Annotated in this window: 19 protein-coding genes; 13 read left to right on the top strand and 6 right to left on the bottom strand. The window is 65.2% G+C overall.

All coding sequences use genetic code 11. The features are described 5' to 3' along the window. Positions 1 to 393 (top strand): DUF779 domain-containing protein, encoded by a 393-nt coding sequence (locus QSJ59_RS20610; RefSeq protein ID WP_285761368.1) that lies wholly within the window; start codon positions 1 to 3, stop codon positions 391 to 393. A 521-nt stretch (positions 394 to 914) separates the two neighbouring features. Then, positions 915 to 1,352, top strand: a complete 438-nt coding sequence (locus QSJ59_RS20615; protein WP_285761369.1) for a PPOX class F420-dependent oxidoreductase — start codon at positions 915 to 917, stop codon at positions 1,350 to 1,352. Between the two features lie 33 nt (positions 1,353 to 1,385). Here QSJ59_RS20615 and QSJ59_RS20620 read toward each other — a convergent pair whose 3' ends face one another. From QSJ59_RS20620 to QSJ59_RS20635, 4 genes are all read right to left on the bottom strand, one after another. Next, positions 1,386 to 2,378, bottom strand: a complete 993-nt coding sequence (locus QSJ59_RS20620) for a malate dehydrogenase (protein ID WP_285761370.1) — start codon at positions 2,376 to 2,378, stop codon at positions 1,386 to 1,388. Between the two features lie 146 nt (positions 2,379 to 2,524). Further along, the gene (gene dnaN / locus QSJ59_RS20625; RefSeq protein WP_285761371.1) at positions 2,525 to 3,673 is read right to left on the bottom strand and encodes a DNA polymerase III subunit beta; all 1,149 of its coding nucleotides are present in this window, start codon (positions 3,671 to 3,673) and stop codon (positions 2,525 to 2,527) included. 271 nt (positions 3,674 to 3,944) lie between these two features. Next, positions 3,945 to 4,400, bottom strand: a complete 456-nt coding sequence (locus QSJ59_RS20630; RefSeq protein ID WP_285761372.1) for a DUF4442 domain-containing protein — start codon at positions 4,398 to 4,400, stop codon at positions 3,945 to 3,947. Positions 4,401 to 4,479: 79 nt separating this feature from the next. Beyond that, a complete protein-coding gene (locus QSJ59_RS20635) occupies positions 4,480 to 5,166 on the bottom strand; it encodes a hypothetical protein (RefSeq protein WP_285761373.1) in 687 nt (228 codons plus the stop codon). 271 nt (positions 5,167 to 5,437) lie between these two features. Here QSJ59_RS20635 and QSJ59_RS20640 point away from each other — a divergent pair, with 271 nt between their 5' ends. Then, a complete protein-coding gene (locus QSJ59_RS20640) occupies positions 5,438 to 6,709 on the top strand; it encodes an NAD(P)/FAD-dependent oxidoreductase (protein ID WP_285761374.1) in 1,272 nt (423 codons plus the stop codon). Between the two features lie 900 nt (positions 6,710 to 7,609). Beyond that, on the top strand, positions 7,610 to 8,125 hold the full coding sequence (locus QSJ59_RS20645; RefSeq protein WP_285761375.1) for a hypothetical protein: 516 nt from the start codon (positions 7,610 to 7,612) through the stop codon (positions 8,123 to 8,125). A gap of 3 nt (positions 8,126 to 8,128) precedes the next feature. On the opposite strand, the gene QSJ59_RS20650 is transcribed toward QSJ59_RS20645, so the two are convergent. Both QSJ59_RS20650 and QSJ59_RS20655 read right to left on the bottom strand, forming a co-directional pair. Then, complete coding sequence (locus QSJ59_RS20650) at positions 8,129 to 8,824, bottom strand: HAD family hydrolase (RefSeq protein WP_285761376.1); 696 nt, start codon at positions 8,822 to 8,824, stop codon at positions 8,129 to 8,131. Beyond that, positions 8,821 to 9,663: a GntR family transcriptional regulator gene (locus QSJ59_RS20655; protein ID WP_285761377.1), complete on the bottom strand. Its 843-nt coding sequence runs from the start codon at positions 9,661 to 9,663 to the stop codon at positions 8,821 to 8,823. Before QSJ59_RS20655 ends, QSJ59_RS20650 begins: the two co-directional genes overlap by 4 nt. A 182-nt stretch (positions 9,664 to 9,845) precedes the next feature. Between QSJ59_RS20655 and QSJ59_RS20660 the strand changes: the two genes are divergently transcribed. The 9 genes from QSJ59_RS20660 to QSJ59_RS20700 all read left to right on the top strand — a co-directional run bounded on the left by QSJ59_RS20660 (position 9,846) and on the right by QSJ59_RS20700 (position 14,871). Continuing rightward, entirely contained in the window at positions 9,846 to 10,109 is a 264-nt protein-coding gene (locus QSJ59_RS20660; protein ID WP_285761378.1) for a WhiB family transcriptional regulator, read from the top strand. Then, positions 10,109 to 10,420 (top strand): hypothetical protein, encoded by a 312-nt coding sequence (locus tag QSJ59_RS20665; protein ID WP_285761379.1) that lies wholly within the window; start codon positions 10,109 to 10,111, stop codon positions 10,418 to 10,420. The genes QSJ59_RS20660 and QSJ59_RS20665 overlap by 1 nt, the downstream gene beginning before the upstream one ends. Beyond that, the gene (locus QSJ59_RS20670) at positions 10,420 to 10,605 is read left to right on the top strand and encodes a hypothetical protein (protein ID WP_285761380.1); all 186 of its coding nucleotides are present in this window, start codon (positions 10,420 to 10,422) and stop codon (positions 10,603 to 10,605) included. Before QSJ59_RS20665 ends, QSJ59_RS20670 begins: the two co-directional genes overlap by 1 nt. Then, positions 10,605 to 10,736, top strand: a complete 132-nt coding sequence (locus QSJ59_RS20675) for a hypothetical protein (RefSeq protein WP_285761381.1) — start codon at positions 10,605 to 10,607, stop codon at positions 10,734 to 10,736. The genes QSJ59_RS20670 and QSJ59_RS20675 overlap by 1 nt, the downstream gene beginning before the upstream one ends. Beyond that, positions 10,733 to 11,923 carry a hypothetical protein gene (locus QSJ59_RS20680; protein WP_285761382.1) on the top strand — a complete coding sequence of 397 codons (1,191 nt, stop codon included), beginning with the start codon at positions 10,733 to 10,735 and terminating at the stop codon, positions 11,921 to 11,923. Before QSJ59_RS20675 ends, QSJ59_RS20680 begins: the two co-directional genes overlap by 4 nt. Continuing rightward, positions 11,920 to 12,192, top strand: coding sequence for a hypothetical protein (locus QSJ59_RS20685; RefSeq protein WP_285761383.1), 273 nt, complete (start codon positions 11,920 to 11,922; stop codon positions 12,190 to 12,192). The genes QSJ59_RS20680 and QSJ59_RS20685 overlap by 4 nt, the downstream gene beginning before the upstream one ends. Next, positions 12,192 to 12,428: a hypothetical protein gene (locus QSJ59_RS20690; RefSeq protein WP_285761384.1), complete on the top strand. Its 237-nt coding sequence runs from the start codon at positions 12,192 to 12,194 to the stop codon at positions 12,426 to 12,428. The genes QSJ59_RS20685 and QSJ59_RS20690 overlap by 1 nt, the downstream gene beginning before the upstream one ends. Next, positions 12,428 to 12,796, top strand: coding sequence for a hypothetical protein (locus tag QSJ59_RS20695; protein WP_285761385.1), 369 nt, complete (start codon positions 12,428 to 12,430; stop codon positions 12,794 to 12,796). The genes QSJ59_RS20690 and QSJ59_RS20695 overlap by 1 nt, the downstream gene beginning before the upstream one ends. A 68-nt stretch (positions 12,797 to 12,864) precedes the next feature. Beyond that, positions 12,865 to 14,871 (top strand): FtsK/SpoIIIE domain-containing protein, encoded by a 2,007-nt coding sequence (locus tag QSJ59_RS20700; protein WP_285761386.1) that lies wholly within the window; start codon positions 12,865 to 12,867, stop codon positions 14,869 to 14,871. The last annotated feature ends 128 nt before the right edge of the window (positions 14,872 to 14,999 follow it).

A 14,999-nucleotide genomic window follows, 5' to 3' on the forward strand; every position in this document is an offset into this window, starting at 1 on the left:
ATGGCCGGCGACGCGGACCGGCCCGAGCGGGTTTCTCTCACCGAGAAGGCAGCACAACTGCTCGCCCGGCTCACCGAGACGCATGGCCCACTGATGTTCCACCAGTCGGGCGGGTGCTGTGACGGAAGTTCACCGATGTGCTACCCCGACGGCGATTTTCGCCTGGGCAATTCCGACGTCCACCTGGGCGATCTGCACGTCGGCGGAATCGAGCGGCCGGTCTCGGTATGGATGTCGGAGTCGCAGTTCGAGTATTGGCGACACACCCACTTGACGATCGATGTGGTTCCTGGGAGAGGAAGTGGATTCTCCGTCGAGGCACCGGAAGGAGTTCGTTTCCTGATCAGGTCCCGGTTGTTGACCGACGAGGAGCTTGCCCGGCTGGGTTCCTGAACAAGCGGGAAACGGGAGGGGGCGCCAAGCGGAACCAGCGCCCCCTCTTCCAGGTGACACCCTCTTCGACCAGGCGTTTTTCTGCCCAACCGGATTCGGTGTCCACGGTTTCCACAACAAGGGAAATCCTGTGGATAAACCTGGGGAAACTGTGGATAACTCGGATTTCGGACTGCCCAGAAGAGCCCCGGGGCGACACTGGGCAATGACCGACACTTTTTTGCGTTGACGCACGTCAAAGACTTGACAAGACGATCGCGACCACGGCTCCACCCCCTTGGGAGGATCAACCGGGTCGGCCCGGAAAGCACCCCGTCCACCTGTGGAATTCTCGACCGCTGCCGGTGGACGACCGACGGTCAATTCCTCCGACCCGAATCTGACGCATTCGCGTGGCCGCGGGTGGTTCCGTCCGGGCAGGACGACGCGCTGTCCACAAGTGACGGCCGTTCGCGTGACGCCCCCCGGAGCGGGAAGGAAGAGAACACCACGTCCATCTCCATGGGGAGGCGGGGATACCAGTGGCCGCATTCCTGGAAACACTTCGCCGGCATCGCACCGGCCTGCTGCGGACCTACCTGAGCGACGGAACCGGTGGGGTGGACACTCCGGTGAGCATCGTCGTGGACGGCGACCGCGTCCTGTTTCAGACCTGGGAGGACTCCGACAAGGCCGAACGACTGAGCCGCAACCCGATGACGGAACTGCGCCCCTGCACCATCGGTGGCAGGCCCACCGGCCCGGCTGCCCGAGGAGAGGTCCGGCTGCTCCTGGGGGCAAAGGCGCGCGACGCCGCGCACCTCCTGCAGCGGCGCCATCCTGCCCTGCACCGCTGGGCGGTACCGCTGTCGTATCGGCTGATGCATCGCAGGACACTGCACTACGAACTGCGGGTGGTCGAGGAGCCCGGGCCGGGCGTCATCGACAGGCAACGCAGCGACCGGGGTCCGCCGGAATGACCCGGCGGACCCCGAAACACTTCAGGGCCGCGACTACTTGATCAGGCCGAGTCCGCGCACAGCATCGCGCTCCTCCGCCAGCTCGCGCACCGATGCGTCGATGCGCTCGCGGGAGAAGTCGTTGACCTCAAGGCCCTGGACGATTTCCCAGGCACCGTTGCGAGAGGTGACCGGGAACGAGGAGATGAGACCCTCGGGGACACCGTAGGAACCATCGGAGACGATGGCCGCGGAGGTCCAGTCGCCCTCGGGGGTGCCGTTGACCCAGTCGTAGACGTGGTCGACGGCGGCGTTGGCGGCGGAGGCCGCAGAGGAAGCGCCGCGCGCCTCGATGATCGCCGCACCGCGCTTGGCGACGGTGGGGATGAAGGTGTCGCTCAGCCAAGCTTCATCGTTGACGGTCGCCGCGGCGTTGGACCCGTTGATCTCGGCGTGGAAGATGTCGGGGTACTGGGTGGCGGAGTGGTTGCCCCAGATCGTCAGCTTCTTGATGTCGTTCACGGTCACCCCGGCCTTGGCCGCGAGCTGCGACAGCGCACGGTTGTGGTCGAGACGGGTCATAGCGGTGAAGCGGTCGGCGGGAACGTCGGGGGCGTGCGCCTGGGCGATGAGGGCGTTGGTGTTGGCGGGGTTGCCCACGACAAGGATGCGAACGTCGTCAGCGGCGCCGGCGTTGATCGCCTCGCCCTGGGGCCCGAAGATACCGCCGTTGGCCTCAAGGAGGTCGCCGCGCTCCATTCCCTTGCCCCGCGGACGGGCGCCGACGAGCAGACCGACGTTGACACCGTCGAACGCCTGTCGGGCGTCGTCGAAGATGTCGATCCCGGCGAGCAGCGGGAAGGCGCAGTCGTTGAGCTCCATCGCGGTGCCCTCGGCGGCCTTCACCGCCGGCGGGATCTCCAGCAGGCGGAGCTTGACGGGGGTGTCGGCACCGAGCAGCTGGCCCGAGGCGATCCTGAAGAGGAGCGCATATCCGATCTGCCCGGCAGCGCCGGTGACAGTCACGTTTACGGGAGCCTTGGCCATTACATTCTCCTGGTCACACTAGAACTACCGCGGGCCGCGCCACGCCTCCTGGGCGAACGGCGCCCTGCAACCCGCCCGAGCCGTACCCGGTCAGTCTTTCAACCAGTCTCCCGCACCGCGCATACCGGCCCCGGCTTGGCGTTTCCTCAGGCCACGCGCAGCGGCATGACGAGGTAGCGAAAGTCGGGCGGGGAGCCCTTGTCAACAGGGACTCCGGTGATCACCGCCGGCTTCGTGGGTGCGGTGAAGTTCAACAGGGCCGCCTCTGTCTCCACCGCGCCGAGGCCGTCCAGGAAATACTGGGGGCTGAACGCGACCCGCATGGGCTCGCCCTCGAACTTGGCGTCCAGCACCTCGCGGGCCTGGGCGTCGTCACCCGACCCTGCCTCCAGGACGAGTTCGCCCGTGCCGAAGGAAAGGCGCAGTGGAGTACTGCGGTCGGCGACGAGGGAGACGCGTTTGACCGCTTCGAGCAACGGAGCGACGGGAATCTCGGCGCTTGCGGCGAAATCGGTGGGGAACCGGGCTTCGTACTTGATGAACTCGCTGTCGATGAGACGGGTTGTCGTCCGGCGTCCGGCGTGTTCGAAGCCGATCATTCCTTCGCCTTGCGCGGAAGCGGGGACACCCATGGCGGACAGGGCGACGTCGACGTTTCCGCCGGAAGTGATCGAGCGCGCGATCTCGGCGAGGGTACGGGCGGGAACCAGGGCCGAGGTTTCTGTTTCGAGTGTCTGGGGCTGCCACCAGACGTCGCGGACGGCGATGCGGTAGCGGTCGGTGGCGGCCAGGGCGATGGCGTCACCCGTGAGACTGAGGTTGACCCCCGTGAGCATCGGCAAGGTGTCGTCGCGACTGGCGGCGGGAGTGACCTGTCGAATGGCGGTGGCCAGGGTGTTTCCGGCAATGGAGCCGGTGACCCTGGGCATGGCCGGCAGGGTCGGGTAATCCTCTACCGGCATGGTGAGCAGTGTGAATCGAGAGCTTCCACAGGTCAAGACGACCCTGGAACCTTCCAGACCGATCTCCACCGGATAGGGGGGAAGGTTGCGGACGATCTCGGCGAGGAGCCGTCCCGAGACGAGGACGCTGCCGGGCTCCTCGACCTGAACCTCCACAGATGCCTGGGCGGAGACCTCGTAGTCGAAGCCGGAGAGATCCAGCGTTCCCGCAGCTGAATCGGTGATGTCCAGCCGGATTCCGGCGAGGACGGGGACAGCGGGGCGGGCGGGCAGTGCGCGGGCCGTCCACGCGATTGCATCGGCAAAAGCATCGCGATCGGCTCGAAACTTCACGTTGACCTCCAGTGTTCGCCCCGGTCACCCGGTTGTGAGGCCACCGTACCCAGCGCGAGTGACATTGCCCGGAAAGAATCCACACCCTGTGGACAATTTCCCGGAAAACACCGCCGTTCCCCCTCGACTCCCAAGCACCGAGGCCCGCGCACGCCTGCCCGACCGCGGGACGGGGATCGAATCCGGAGCAACCATGCCGTCCCTCGGCCGATGGGCGATCCGCCCCCACCCGACGGACGGCCCCCGGGTCGGAACGGATCGCCGCAGGCGGTCAGCGCTTAGGTCGAAGCGTCCACGTGACGGTCATCGCACCGGTGACGGTTCCGTCCTCGGTCCGGATCTCGACCGCCACCGGGAACTCCGGCCGCCCGCCGGCGTCGAGCTCGGCAACCACCTCCGCGCGCGGCCTCCCCAGTCGCGCCTCGGCGACGACCGGCCCCATGGCGAGCTTCCGGTAGTGGATCTCCGCGGTCACGGCGAGCGGAACGGCACGGTCGAGTTGGTCGCCGAACGATCCGAGCACGATCGCCCCCGAGGCCGACTCCGCCAACGAGAAAAGCGCCCCGGCGTGTGGCCCACCGACGTGGTTGTGGTGAGCGGGGTCGTCGGGCAACCGCATAGTGGCACTGCCGGGGGCGAGGTCCACGAACTCCAGCCCCAGGGTTCGGGCGAACGGAACGGCGTCCAGAAGGCCGGACTTCACGAATTCAGCGTTGTCGGTCGTCATACCAACCAATGTTACTAGCCGGTAATAAATGTGGCCAGGGCCGCGGACCCGGCACGCGACGGGCCCGTTCACTCGAGGGTCAGCGCAAAACGCCGCAGGCGGTCGGACTGGTGGCTTCCATGGACAGGTCGGAGGCAACGTCGCTGCCCCCCAGGACATCGTCGTACCTGCCGTTGCCGTTGTAGTCGATCCCGTGCACGACGATCACCGCGCTGCCGTCACGGATCGCGTCGATGGCGCCCCCTGACAGCGTGATCGTGCGGGCGTAGTCGTAGGAGCCGTCCGGAGCGCTCGGGAAACGGTCCATCGCCAGCACACTGTCGGGACCGGTGTCGCCCGACGTGGTCAGCGAGACACCGATGCCGCCATGGGCCCGGCGTCCCTCCGAAAGGCTCAGCGCAGGGAAACCTTGGTGGATGCCGGCCTCGGAGCCGACCGGGCAGCGCCCTTCGCCGGCGAAGCGGACGTGCTGGGCATGCGGAGCATCGGCGAGGACACCGCTCACCCTCATCCACACGTGCGCCCGGTTGTCCTTGAGCATGATCCGGGCGTCCCCGGCGGCAGTGGATCTGTTGACCTTCAACGGCTTGAGCTTGGCCACGAAGACCTCCCCGCCGGTGCGTCCGAGGCTTTCGGTGGCCTGCGGCCTGCTGTTGTGCCGGTACCCGTGCCCGTCATGGCCTGCCTCGTCGGCCGCATGGGCTCCGCCTGCCGCCAGTGCGAGTAACGCTGCCGCGACCAGAACAGTGGAGCCAAGACGTTGCATGGATGATCGGCCTCCTCTCTGCGAACAAGCGGGAAGTCGACTGCTCCGCGCTTGTTTTCAGTTACCCAAGGTCGCATTGATCCGATCGGTTTCCTCGCTCTGACCGGTTGACGACGATTCGCGCGAGTCATTGCGTTCTGCTGCGTCGGCTCCTTTGCACCGTGGCGGGGAATTCACCGCTCGCGCCCCTCCTCCCACGGGGGAAGCCCCTCCCACGCGACCGGTGCGGGGATCCCGCAGATCAGCCGCCCTCCGAACTAGGGTGGTGACCGTGACTGGTATCCCTCGAACATGTGATGTCGTCATCGTCGGAGCAGGTCTGGCAGGGTTGGCGGCCGCGCTGGACCTGACATCGGCCGGGCTCGACGTACTGGTACTGGAGGCATCCGACGGGGTCGGCGGACGGATGCGCACCGACCTCGTCGACGGGTACCGCATCGATCGAGGCTTCCAGGTGCTCAACACCGCTTATCCCGCACTGCGTCGCTACCTCGACCTCGAAGCGCTCGAACTCCGAACCTTCCCCAAGGGTGTCGCTGTGCGCAGCGACCGTGGCCTCCACCGGCTGAGCGCGTCGGCGTCCGGGGCGCTGTCCGCACTGGCCTTCCTCGCCGGCCCCGCCGTGGGGACACACGATGCGCTGCGGTTGCTGCGCATGACCGCGCGCAACGCTGCCGCCCCGGCAGCCCGGCTCAAGGCACGACCCGAGACCACTGCGCTGGAGGAGCTCCGCGCGCAGGGACTGAGCGAGCGGACCGTACGGTCGCTGGTCGCCCCGTTCCTGTCCGGGGTCTTCCTGGAGGACTCGCTCTCCACATCGAGCCGGTTCGCCGATCTGGTGTGGCGCAGTTTCGTGCTCGGCAGGGTCACCGTGCCGGCCAAAGGCATGGGGACGATCCCGGAGCAGATGGCGGCCCGTCTGGAGACGGGACGTATCCGTCTGGGAGCCGCGGTGCGTCAAGTGCGCGGGAACAATGTCCTGACCGACGACGGCGAAGTGCGGGCCGAGGCCGTCATCGTGGCGACCGGACCGGTCCAGGCAGCACAACTGCTCCCGTCCCTCCTCCCCGAGCCGCAGGTCAACGCGGTCACGACCTATTACCACTCGCGCCCTGCCGGAAAGGGCGAGGAAGCACTCCTGCACGTGGACGGACGTGTGATGCGCCGCGGACCGCGTATAGCCAACTCCGTGGTGCTCACTGCCACGGCTCCGTCCTACGCACCCGATGGACGATCCCTGATCGCCACGTCGGTACTGGGTACCGGTCGGCTCACCGAGGCGCAGGTGCGCACCGAAACCGCGGCCGTCCACGGAACCTCCGCCTCCGACTGGGAACTGGTCCGGGAAGTACGGGTCCCCGAGGCGCTGCCGAGCGCACCTCCGCCGTTGGGCGACCTGCGGCGACCGGTTGCGCTGGCTGACGGCCTCTACGTCGCCGGCGACCACCGCGACACCCCTTCGATCCAGGGCGCACTCGCAAGTGGTTCACGCGCTGCGAAGGCCGTTATCGGCGCCCTCGTCGGAGCCTCTTCGCGGAGCTGAGGACGAGGCTGCGCTCGTCGATTCCCAAGCACCGAACGACTCAGGGCCGGTCTCGGAGACTTCCGAGACCGGCCCTGAGCTGCGTCTATACAGGTCTGTGGCGGAGGGTGTGGGATTTGAACCCACGAGGCCCCGTAAGGACCTAGCGGTTTTCAAGAGGCTTGGGGAAACTCTCTTTGACCTGCATGAATACCGAGGTCACGGCGGATTTCTCCGTCAGATCGCCAAGACGCTCTCGTGACGGCTTCGCCAGACCGTCTGGCGACACCTCCACAACGGCTCTGTGTCGGCGCCACGTGCCCGACGAACCCCACTCCAAGCACACTCCCTGGTTCCGCCCCCTTGGACAGAACCGACACAACCGACAGAACCCCTGTTGTCGCTGGTCAAAGACCAGATCTCGGCTTGGACAGAACTCGACGGAAACCCCTGGTCTTTTGGACAGAACCTCGCCACGCCAGGCGTCAAGTCTTCACCGAAGAGGTTCTGTCAACGACGGGGGAGGTTTCCACCGAGTTCTGTCCAAAACCAAAAACCATCCTTGAACTGCATGAACAGTAGTTCTGTCAGTTGTGTCAGTTCTGTCCGGGGGTCGCCCCCCGAAGACGACGAAATCCGACGCGCCTCACACTGTGGTTCTGATTCCCAGGGGCCAGAGCGGCTGCCTACCTTCTGTCAGTTACTGAGATCGTCCCTCACGATGTGGTCTCACAACTCCACCAATACCGCTCTAAGACGTCATCTCATTTGGTGACTCTGCGATGGCAGATGGTGGTACTGCGATGTTGCTGAAGTGGTACCGGACCTGTCGTTGAGATCTCACCGCAGAGTTGCAGTCCGACAGCTCTGCTGGATAATCAACGGGCACTACACCAGCGTCATACGGCATGCTTGGTCGGCATGCACCTTGAAACACTCCACCATTCCCTGGGCCGCCTCGTAGTCGCCAGCGCCAAACTGGAGTCATCTCTCCGTCGCGGTCTTGCAACCCTCTTCATGGTCTACTACCACAACGGAAGCATCCTCTTCGAAGGCCAGTCGATCGAATGGATGGTCTCCAACACCAAGGCAGTACTCAAAGAACCACCCGCTCGCCCCGAACATGAGCGAGCCATCAAGATCCTCAATGAAATCCAGGAACTGAACAATAAGCGCAACAGGCTAGTCCATGGCGAGTGGACCAAAAAGTGCGAATTCGCTTGCGATGGCGATGTACCTGGCAGCAAGTACTGCATGTGCATAATTCGACCAAGGAACGCTCTTCCCGACGAAAGAATTTTTTACGTCACTCGCAGCCGGTACAGAAAAACCGCTGAGACGCACCAAGTCGCCATCCGAGACATAGACGAGCTTGTCCAGAGGATGGCAGAAGTGGAGTCAGAGATCCTTTCCGCCCTAGATGCCTGTTCTATCTAATTATCATTGATATGAATTTTCAACTCGCACCAGACTTGCAAGCTCTCCCATGTTTTGCGTGACAAAATCACTCCCCAAAGAGCGGAAAATCTCAGCCTTTCCTGGCTTATTCGCATAGCCAACAACAGGGACATTCACTGCTTTGGCAACCTCGATATCGGTAACAGAGTCTCCAATCATGAGACATTCAGAAAAAGTTTTATCCAGCTTTTTTATCGCTAAGTTTAGGAGGTAAGGATTAGGCTTCATAAGATTTGGCGAAGACGGATTCCGCCCAACGATCCCGTAGATATAATTTGTAATATTACGGCGCTCGAAAAATACTTTCACAGCTTCTGGTGAATTATTGCTGACCACCATGACAGAACGCCCAGTCTCTCGACATGCCTCCATGAAGTCTATTGTTCCGGGAGTTGGTGAGGTCTTCTCGACAGAGAAAATCTCGGCATCCCTGAGCATTCGGTCGGATTCCGCTTGTCGCTCCGGAGCGACTTTGAACAGGTAGCGGAGTACCTCCATTGGGTCTGTCATCGTGGCTGCTTCCTCCGAGATCGGAACCCCGGCCTCACTGGAACTTGCCAGCATGTCTTGGGCAACTTCGGATGCTGGATAGCCAGCGAAGGCGTCACACACCGGGCCGTCGAAGTCGAGCAGCACCGCACGGGCGCGGCGGATCACGATTACGTCTTCTGAGGTCATTCCTCACGCTCCCTGGAGACGTTCTCCCAGATGCTGTTGAACCACACTTGGGATTGGGCGACGTACTGCGAACCGGTTGACTCAGGATCTTCATCCGCAGCATGGTGAAACAACGTGGCGTCTCTGCCCATGAGGTCGAAGATCTCTACTTTCTCTTTGTTGACTGAGACGATGTTTTCCTTAACCGGGTAGTAACCGAAAAACGCTTCCTGGCCGTTGATCAAGTAGAGCTTGAACATCGGAGCGACAGAGTAGACACGGGTACGCACAACAGCGCTTTGAACAAGCCCGAGACTCTCCAGTTCGTGGACCGCGTCTTCGATGCCCTGGGTGTTCCGGAGCATGATCCGTCGCATCCTGTTCCGCACATCGGGGTCGTCGGCAAGAGTGTCTGTGCGGACGGGAAGTCCCATCGATGCAGAGAGATCTGGAACGAGAATGCGCATGCGAATGGTCTCCGGGGTCAACCTTCCTTCGCGGACCTTATCTAGCGGCTCCTGGAGGGCGCCGTGCAGCGTCTCACCCCCAAAACCGGCAAAGTCGATAGTCACTGTCTGACTGGTGAACGCCCGTTCAATATGTGGACGAAGTCCTACTGGGCGAGAGGTCCGTTGGCGGACAAACACCCCACGTCCTTGCTGAGAGACCACGAGGCCCTCATCGCGAAGCAACCGGACGGCTTGCTGGACAGTCATTCGGGCTACCCCGTAGGTCTTTGCCAGCTCCGGACCGGAGGGCAACTTGTCCCCTGGCTCGAACTTGCGAGTCAAGATCGCTGCGCGTAGAGCGCTTGCCACCTGCTGAAAAGGCGGTCTGGGGTCTTCCGGATCGATGCTCATGAATTCAGTCTAGGGCAGCTTGCCTAGGCCACCTAGGAAGAAAATCAGGGAACCCTCTTGACTCTCCTAGCTTGGCTAGCCAAGCTAGATGCATAGCCAACCTGGCCATGCGATCCCCGCTTTATAGCCACCAGCGGGAGCGCACCCGACAAGGGAGGTTCTTGCAGATGGACCCGCGAGAGATGACGAATCGGCAGCTCGGTGACGTGCTGCTGGCCACGACCCGCCCGTGTGCCAGTTCGCCGGAATTGTTCTTCGCCACTGATGACGAGACCGAGTCCGCCCGCCGTATGCGGGAGCAGGCCGCTTCGGTGCTGTGCGCCGAGTGCCCCGCCCGCCGGCTCTGCTTCGAGTACGCCACCCGTACCGAGCCCGAACACGGGTTCTGGGCTGGTTGCACCGCTGAGGAGATCCGCATGTTCAACCAGCTCGGGGAGGTTGCCTGATGAACACCGACTACCTCACCGCACAGCAGCGCAGCGCGCGCGTGCTCGACACCCTGCTGTCCATGCGCCTGCCCGGAGTGGAGTGGAGCATCAACAGCTTCTGCCCCGACCGGCTCGACGGTCAGCTCTCCACCTTCGAACGCTCCGTTGAGCAGGCCCGCGCCGACCTCACCGCGTGGGCCACCGTCTTCAACGCCACCGTGGAGTGGGAGCGCCACGGCGGCCTCCGGCCTCAGACGCTCTTCACCGTCAACGGTGTGACCGTGCGGGTTTGGACCACCACCCCCACCACCGACGAGGTAGAGGCGTGATGTCGACCCCTGACCTGTTGCCCCCGGTGATCGCCACCGCCGTCGTGGTGTTCCTGCTGGTGCTCGGTTCGCTGAGAGTCGCCGCCGGTTACCGCAAAGCGCGTTCTCGGTTTCGCCGGTTGACCCGTATCCGTATCGGCCTGGTCCACACCAGGCGCTCATCCAGGAAGAAGGCACGTCGCTGATGTCGATCCTGATCAGTTTGGCCGCCCTGGTCGTGGTGGTCGCGGTCGTGGTGTGGCTGTGGCCCGAGAGCACCACCGACCGCGACACCATCCGCGCCATCGCCAAGCGCCGCAAGGAGACCCGCCGGTGAACCCCCGCAAGAAGCACCCCGACGCCGCCCCCGCCATCACCGCCCACCAGGTCCAAAAGACCGTGCAGGACGCCAAGACCCTGGCCTCCATCCCCGGCCAGGAACTCTTGGACAACCCGGCCCTCAACCCCAAGACCCGGGCCCGCTACGACGAGTTGACCACTCAGCGCCTCGAAGCCGAACTGGACCTGGCCCACCGCCGCAAGCTCCGTGACGCCCACGAAGCCGACCGGCGCGAAGCCGAGCGCTCCGAGGTGGACACGATCATCGCCGCCGCGCGCCGGGCCACTTCCCCGGCGCGCACGATCTTGGACATGACCCGCTACCAGGCGCGGTTCGGACGGGTCGCGCTGGCCGCTTCCCTGGCCTTGAGTGTGGGGTCGGCCATGGGGTTGGCCGCACTCGTCGAGGCCAACCAGGGTCCGGCCCCGGTGGGCTACCTCGCTGAGATCGGTCTGACGGGGCTGTCCACCACCGTCATCGTGTGGCGGGGCATCCTCGCGCGGGCCGGGACCGTGCTCGACGCGGCCACGAACCGGTTCTTCGTGGCGCTGATGCTGGCACCGCTGCTGGTCTCCATCGTCGGGTCGTGGCTGGGCACCGGACCGGTCGGTGCGGCCTGTTCCATCGGTTCCGCCCTCTTCGCGGGTCTTGCCTACCTGATCAACACCAGTGCCAGCGCGGCGATCACCCAGTCCATCCACCAGATCGACCACCAGAACAGCGCCCCCACCCCGCCCGCTCGCACGGACGCTCGCACGGAGCCCGTCCCCGCTCCCACCGCGACCGGTCCGGCCTTTGAGGAGTCGGTCACCCAGGTGAGTACCAGCGCGGTACGTGAGATCGAGGACTACCTGAGCGCCCGTGCGAGCGGGGCCGCTCCCACGGCAGAGCCCGACCGCTCACACGACGACACCACCACACCCCACACCGAGGTGTCGGGGCAGGTGGGGGCGTCTGAGCGCCCGTGCGAGCATCCCGCTCCCACGCACGGCTCCGAGGACTCCGAGCGGGTTCTCACCGCCCAGGAACGCCGCCGTCTGGAAGGTGAGCGCAACCGTGCGAGCGTCGCCGCCTACCTGGCCGCCCATCCCAACGCTCACACGGGCGACATCGCCGCTCACACCGGGCTGGGCGTGTCCACCGTGCGCCGAATCCGCCGCGACATCGAAGAGGGCAAGGCATGAGCCAGCACCGCCCCCACGTGTGCCGACAGGTAGAAGAAACCCCTCAGGGAACGGCCGCCATCTACCGACTGAGTTGTTCGTGCGGGCTGGTCGGTGACGTGCGGTACGCGCGGCGTGTGGCCGAGCAGGACAAGGCCGCTCACCTGATGGACATCACCGTCCCCCTCGATCAGCGCTGTACCCGCCCGCGTGAGCACGGCGCCCGCCCGTGGGATACCTGCCCGCTGTGTGCCGGCCAACTCGCTCTCCCCGGTTGGGACGTGGCGTGATGGACCCCCGCCTTCGCCGTCGCACCTGGTGGCACCTGATCCAAAACGCGGCCACCGACGCCGACAACTGGCTTGCCGCCCGCCTGGACACCCGCCCCTTGGCCGAGACCGCCATCGACACAGCCGCGTGGGCGGGCCGGTGCTGGCACCACGCGCTCACCACCGCCCGCCGCGACCTCCACGGTCCCGCCCGTGGCCTCATCGCCGTCGTCATCACCACTGACAAGGAGAACTGATGTCTGAGTCCACCGCCACCGCGAAGAAGCTCCTGGACGAGATGGGCAAGATCGAGTTCGAGAACGCCTCCGACATCCGCCGCTACGCCACCAAACTCCGCGAGTTGCAGCGCGCCATCGCCATGGAGGTCGAGCTCTCCGCCGACGAGTTGGAGGCCGCACTGGCCACCGTGGCGCTCACCTCAACCGAGTCGATGGCCACCAGCCGCAAACGCGCCAAGGCGGTTGCCTCCCACCTTCGCCGGGCCGGTTCACGCGCCCGGGAGTCGGCCATCAGCTCGGTGTCGCTGTGGGGGTCGGTGCGCAAGCACTACGGCATTTTGATGGGCGCCGAGAAGCCCCGCAAGTCCATGAACATGAAGGCCTAACCCACACCACCGCCGCTTGAGGGGGCGCACCCGCTCGCGCCCCCTCCCCCGCCCACAAGGAGACAGACATGGCCAAGAAATCCAGCGCGCTGGTGTGGACCGGAACCAACCCCGAACCCCTGGCCAAGCGCGGCCCCGGAGCAGCCGCCTACCTGCGCCCGTGGGGCACCACCGCCCTGATGATCCCGGCCGGGTGGGCCGCCCACCTCATGTGGGGTGAAGCCGGGTGGGCCACCGCCGCGGCGACCGCAGGCGTGAGTGTGGCCGGGGGAGCCATCACCACCCTGAGCTACCACCTCACCAAAGCCCGCACCTGGTACTCCTGCATGATCGCCACCGCATCCGCAGGAGGGGGAGCGGCGTGGATGGCACTGGCCACCGCCGCCGGAACCGGTCGCCCGGTGCTGGACATCCTCGTCCTGGGTGGGGCGACCCTGTCGATCGGCTCCAACGTCCACACCTGGGCAGCCAACCAGACAACAGGAACCGACACGGCCGTCAAGGCCCCGAGTTGGCGCGAGATCACCGAACGCATCGGCGCGCTTCGCGGAACCCGCCTGGAGACCAAGACCGAAACCGAGGTGCGCACCGAAGGCGTGGTGCACCTGGTCCCGGGCCAAACCATCGACGAACTCACCGGCCAGCTCTCCTCCCTGGCCAGCGCCTACCAACTCCCGCCCGGCTCCATTCGCGCCGTGCCCGACCCCGCCGACTCCTCCAAAGCGCGGGTGACCATCGTGAAGAAGGACATGCTCGCCACCACCATCCCGTGGCCCGGCATGACCCCCGCACTCACCGGCGCATCGGTGGCCGATGCCCTGTTGGAGTTGGGGGTGTATGAGGACGGGGAGCGCTTCGCCATCGACCCCCGCAACCAGCACTGCTTGACCGTGGGCATGAGCGGGGCGGGCAAGTCCCGCTACGCCAAACTCAAAGCCCTGCTCATGGCCGCACGCTCCGATGCGTTCGTCATCGCCATCGACGTGGAGAAGGGCCGCCAAACCCTGGGCCCGCTCATCCCCGTCGTCGGGTGGTGCGCCTTCTCCAAGCGTGAGGCAGCCCCCATCATCGACCGCCTGCACAAGGCCGTGAAGGTCCGCGCCGATCACCTGGCCAACCTCGGCTTGGAGAACTGGGCGAAGGGGTGCGGGCTGTCGTTTGTCTACCTGCTCATCGAAGAGGCATCGGCGATCCTGCCCGACAACGACAAGTTCACCGACCTGATCAAGGTCGCGCGCTCGGTGGGCATCCACATCGAACCCTCGTTGCAGCGCGCCACCCACACCAACCTCGACACCGACGCCCGGTCCAACTTCGGGTCGTCGATGTGCTTTGGGGTGCGCACCACCGACGACGCTTCCTACGCGCTGCCCGACTACGTACTGGAAGCCGGGGCCGTGCCCGAGAACTGGCGCAAGTCCAAGCCCGGGTGCTGCTACGCCGCCATCGACGGAATCGACGAAGACCGCCACTCCGTCCCCATCCGCATCTACGACATCGACAACGCCGCGATCGCTGAAATCGTGGCCACCCTGCCCGAACCCGAGCTGGACCCCATCACCGCCGACGCGTTCGGTGAGGCCTACACCCAGCGCATCCGCCACACCGCCCCCGGGCAGACCGTGGCACCACTCACCCCCAGTGCCACCCCTTCCCCGGCTGTTGCCGACCCCCGCGAAGAGGACGACTTCGACATGAACGACGTGCGCCTGGACACCACCCCCGACCCCGATCCCGACCTCAACGCCGGCATCGACGACGAACTTGAGGCAGTCCCGGGGGAGAACCTGCTGACCTTCACCAAGCCCAAGCGGTCCAAGGAAGGGGCGGAGGAGGCCCGCGCCCGTCTGGTCGCCCAACTCCAGTTGTGGCAGGACCGTGGAATCCACACGTTCCGCGCTCCCGACCTGCGCCGCGCGCTCGTCGACGAACAGGGTCTGGACCGCCAACGCTCCTGGGTCATCACCGAACTCAAACGCTTGGAGGGCGAAGGGCGGATCACCCACCACGACGGCGGGGAGTTCGAGATCCAGGCAGCCCCCACCGACCCCGACCGCGAACCGGCACTGGTCTGAGCGCGCTTGGCCGCGCTCTTTGACACGGTGCGGCCCGGCGCGCGAGTCCCTTACAGGTCAACGGGTGTCTGACACGTGTCAGACACCCACTCCAACACCTCTTTGACACCCACTCCGACAGCACAAAG

This window comes from Nocardiopsis ansamitocini (genome assembly GCF_030268225.1).
GTDB lineage: Bacteria > Actinomycetota > Actinomycetes > Streptosporangiales > Streptosporangiaceae > Nocardiopsis_D > Nocardiopsis_D ansamitocini.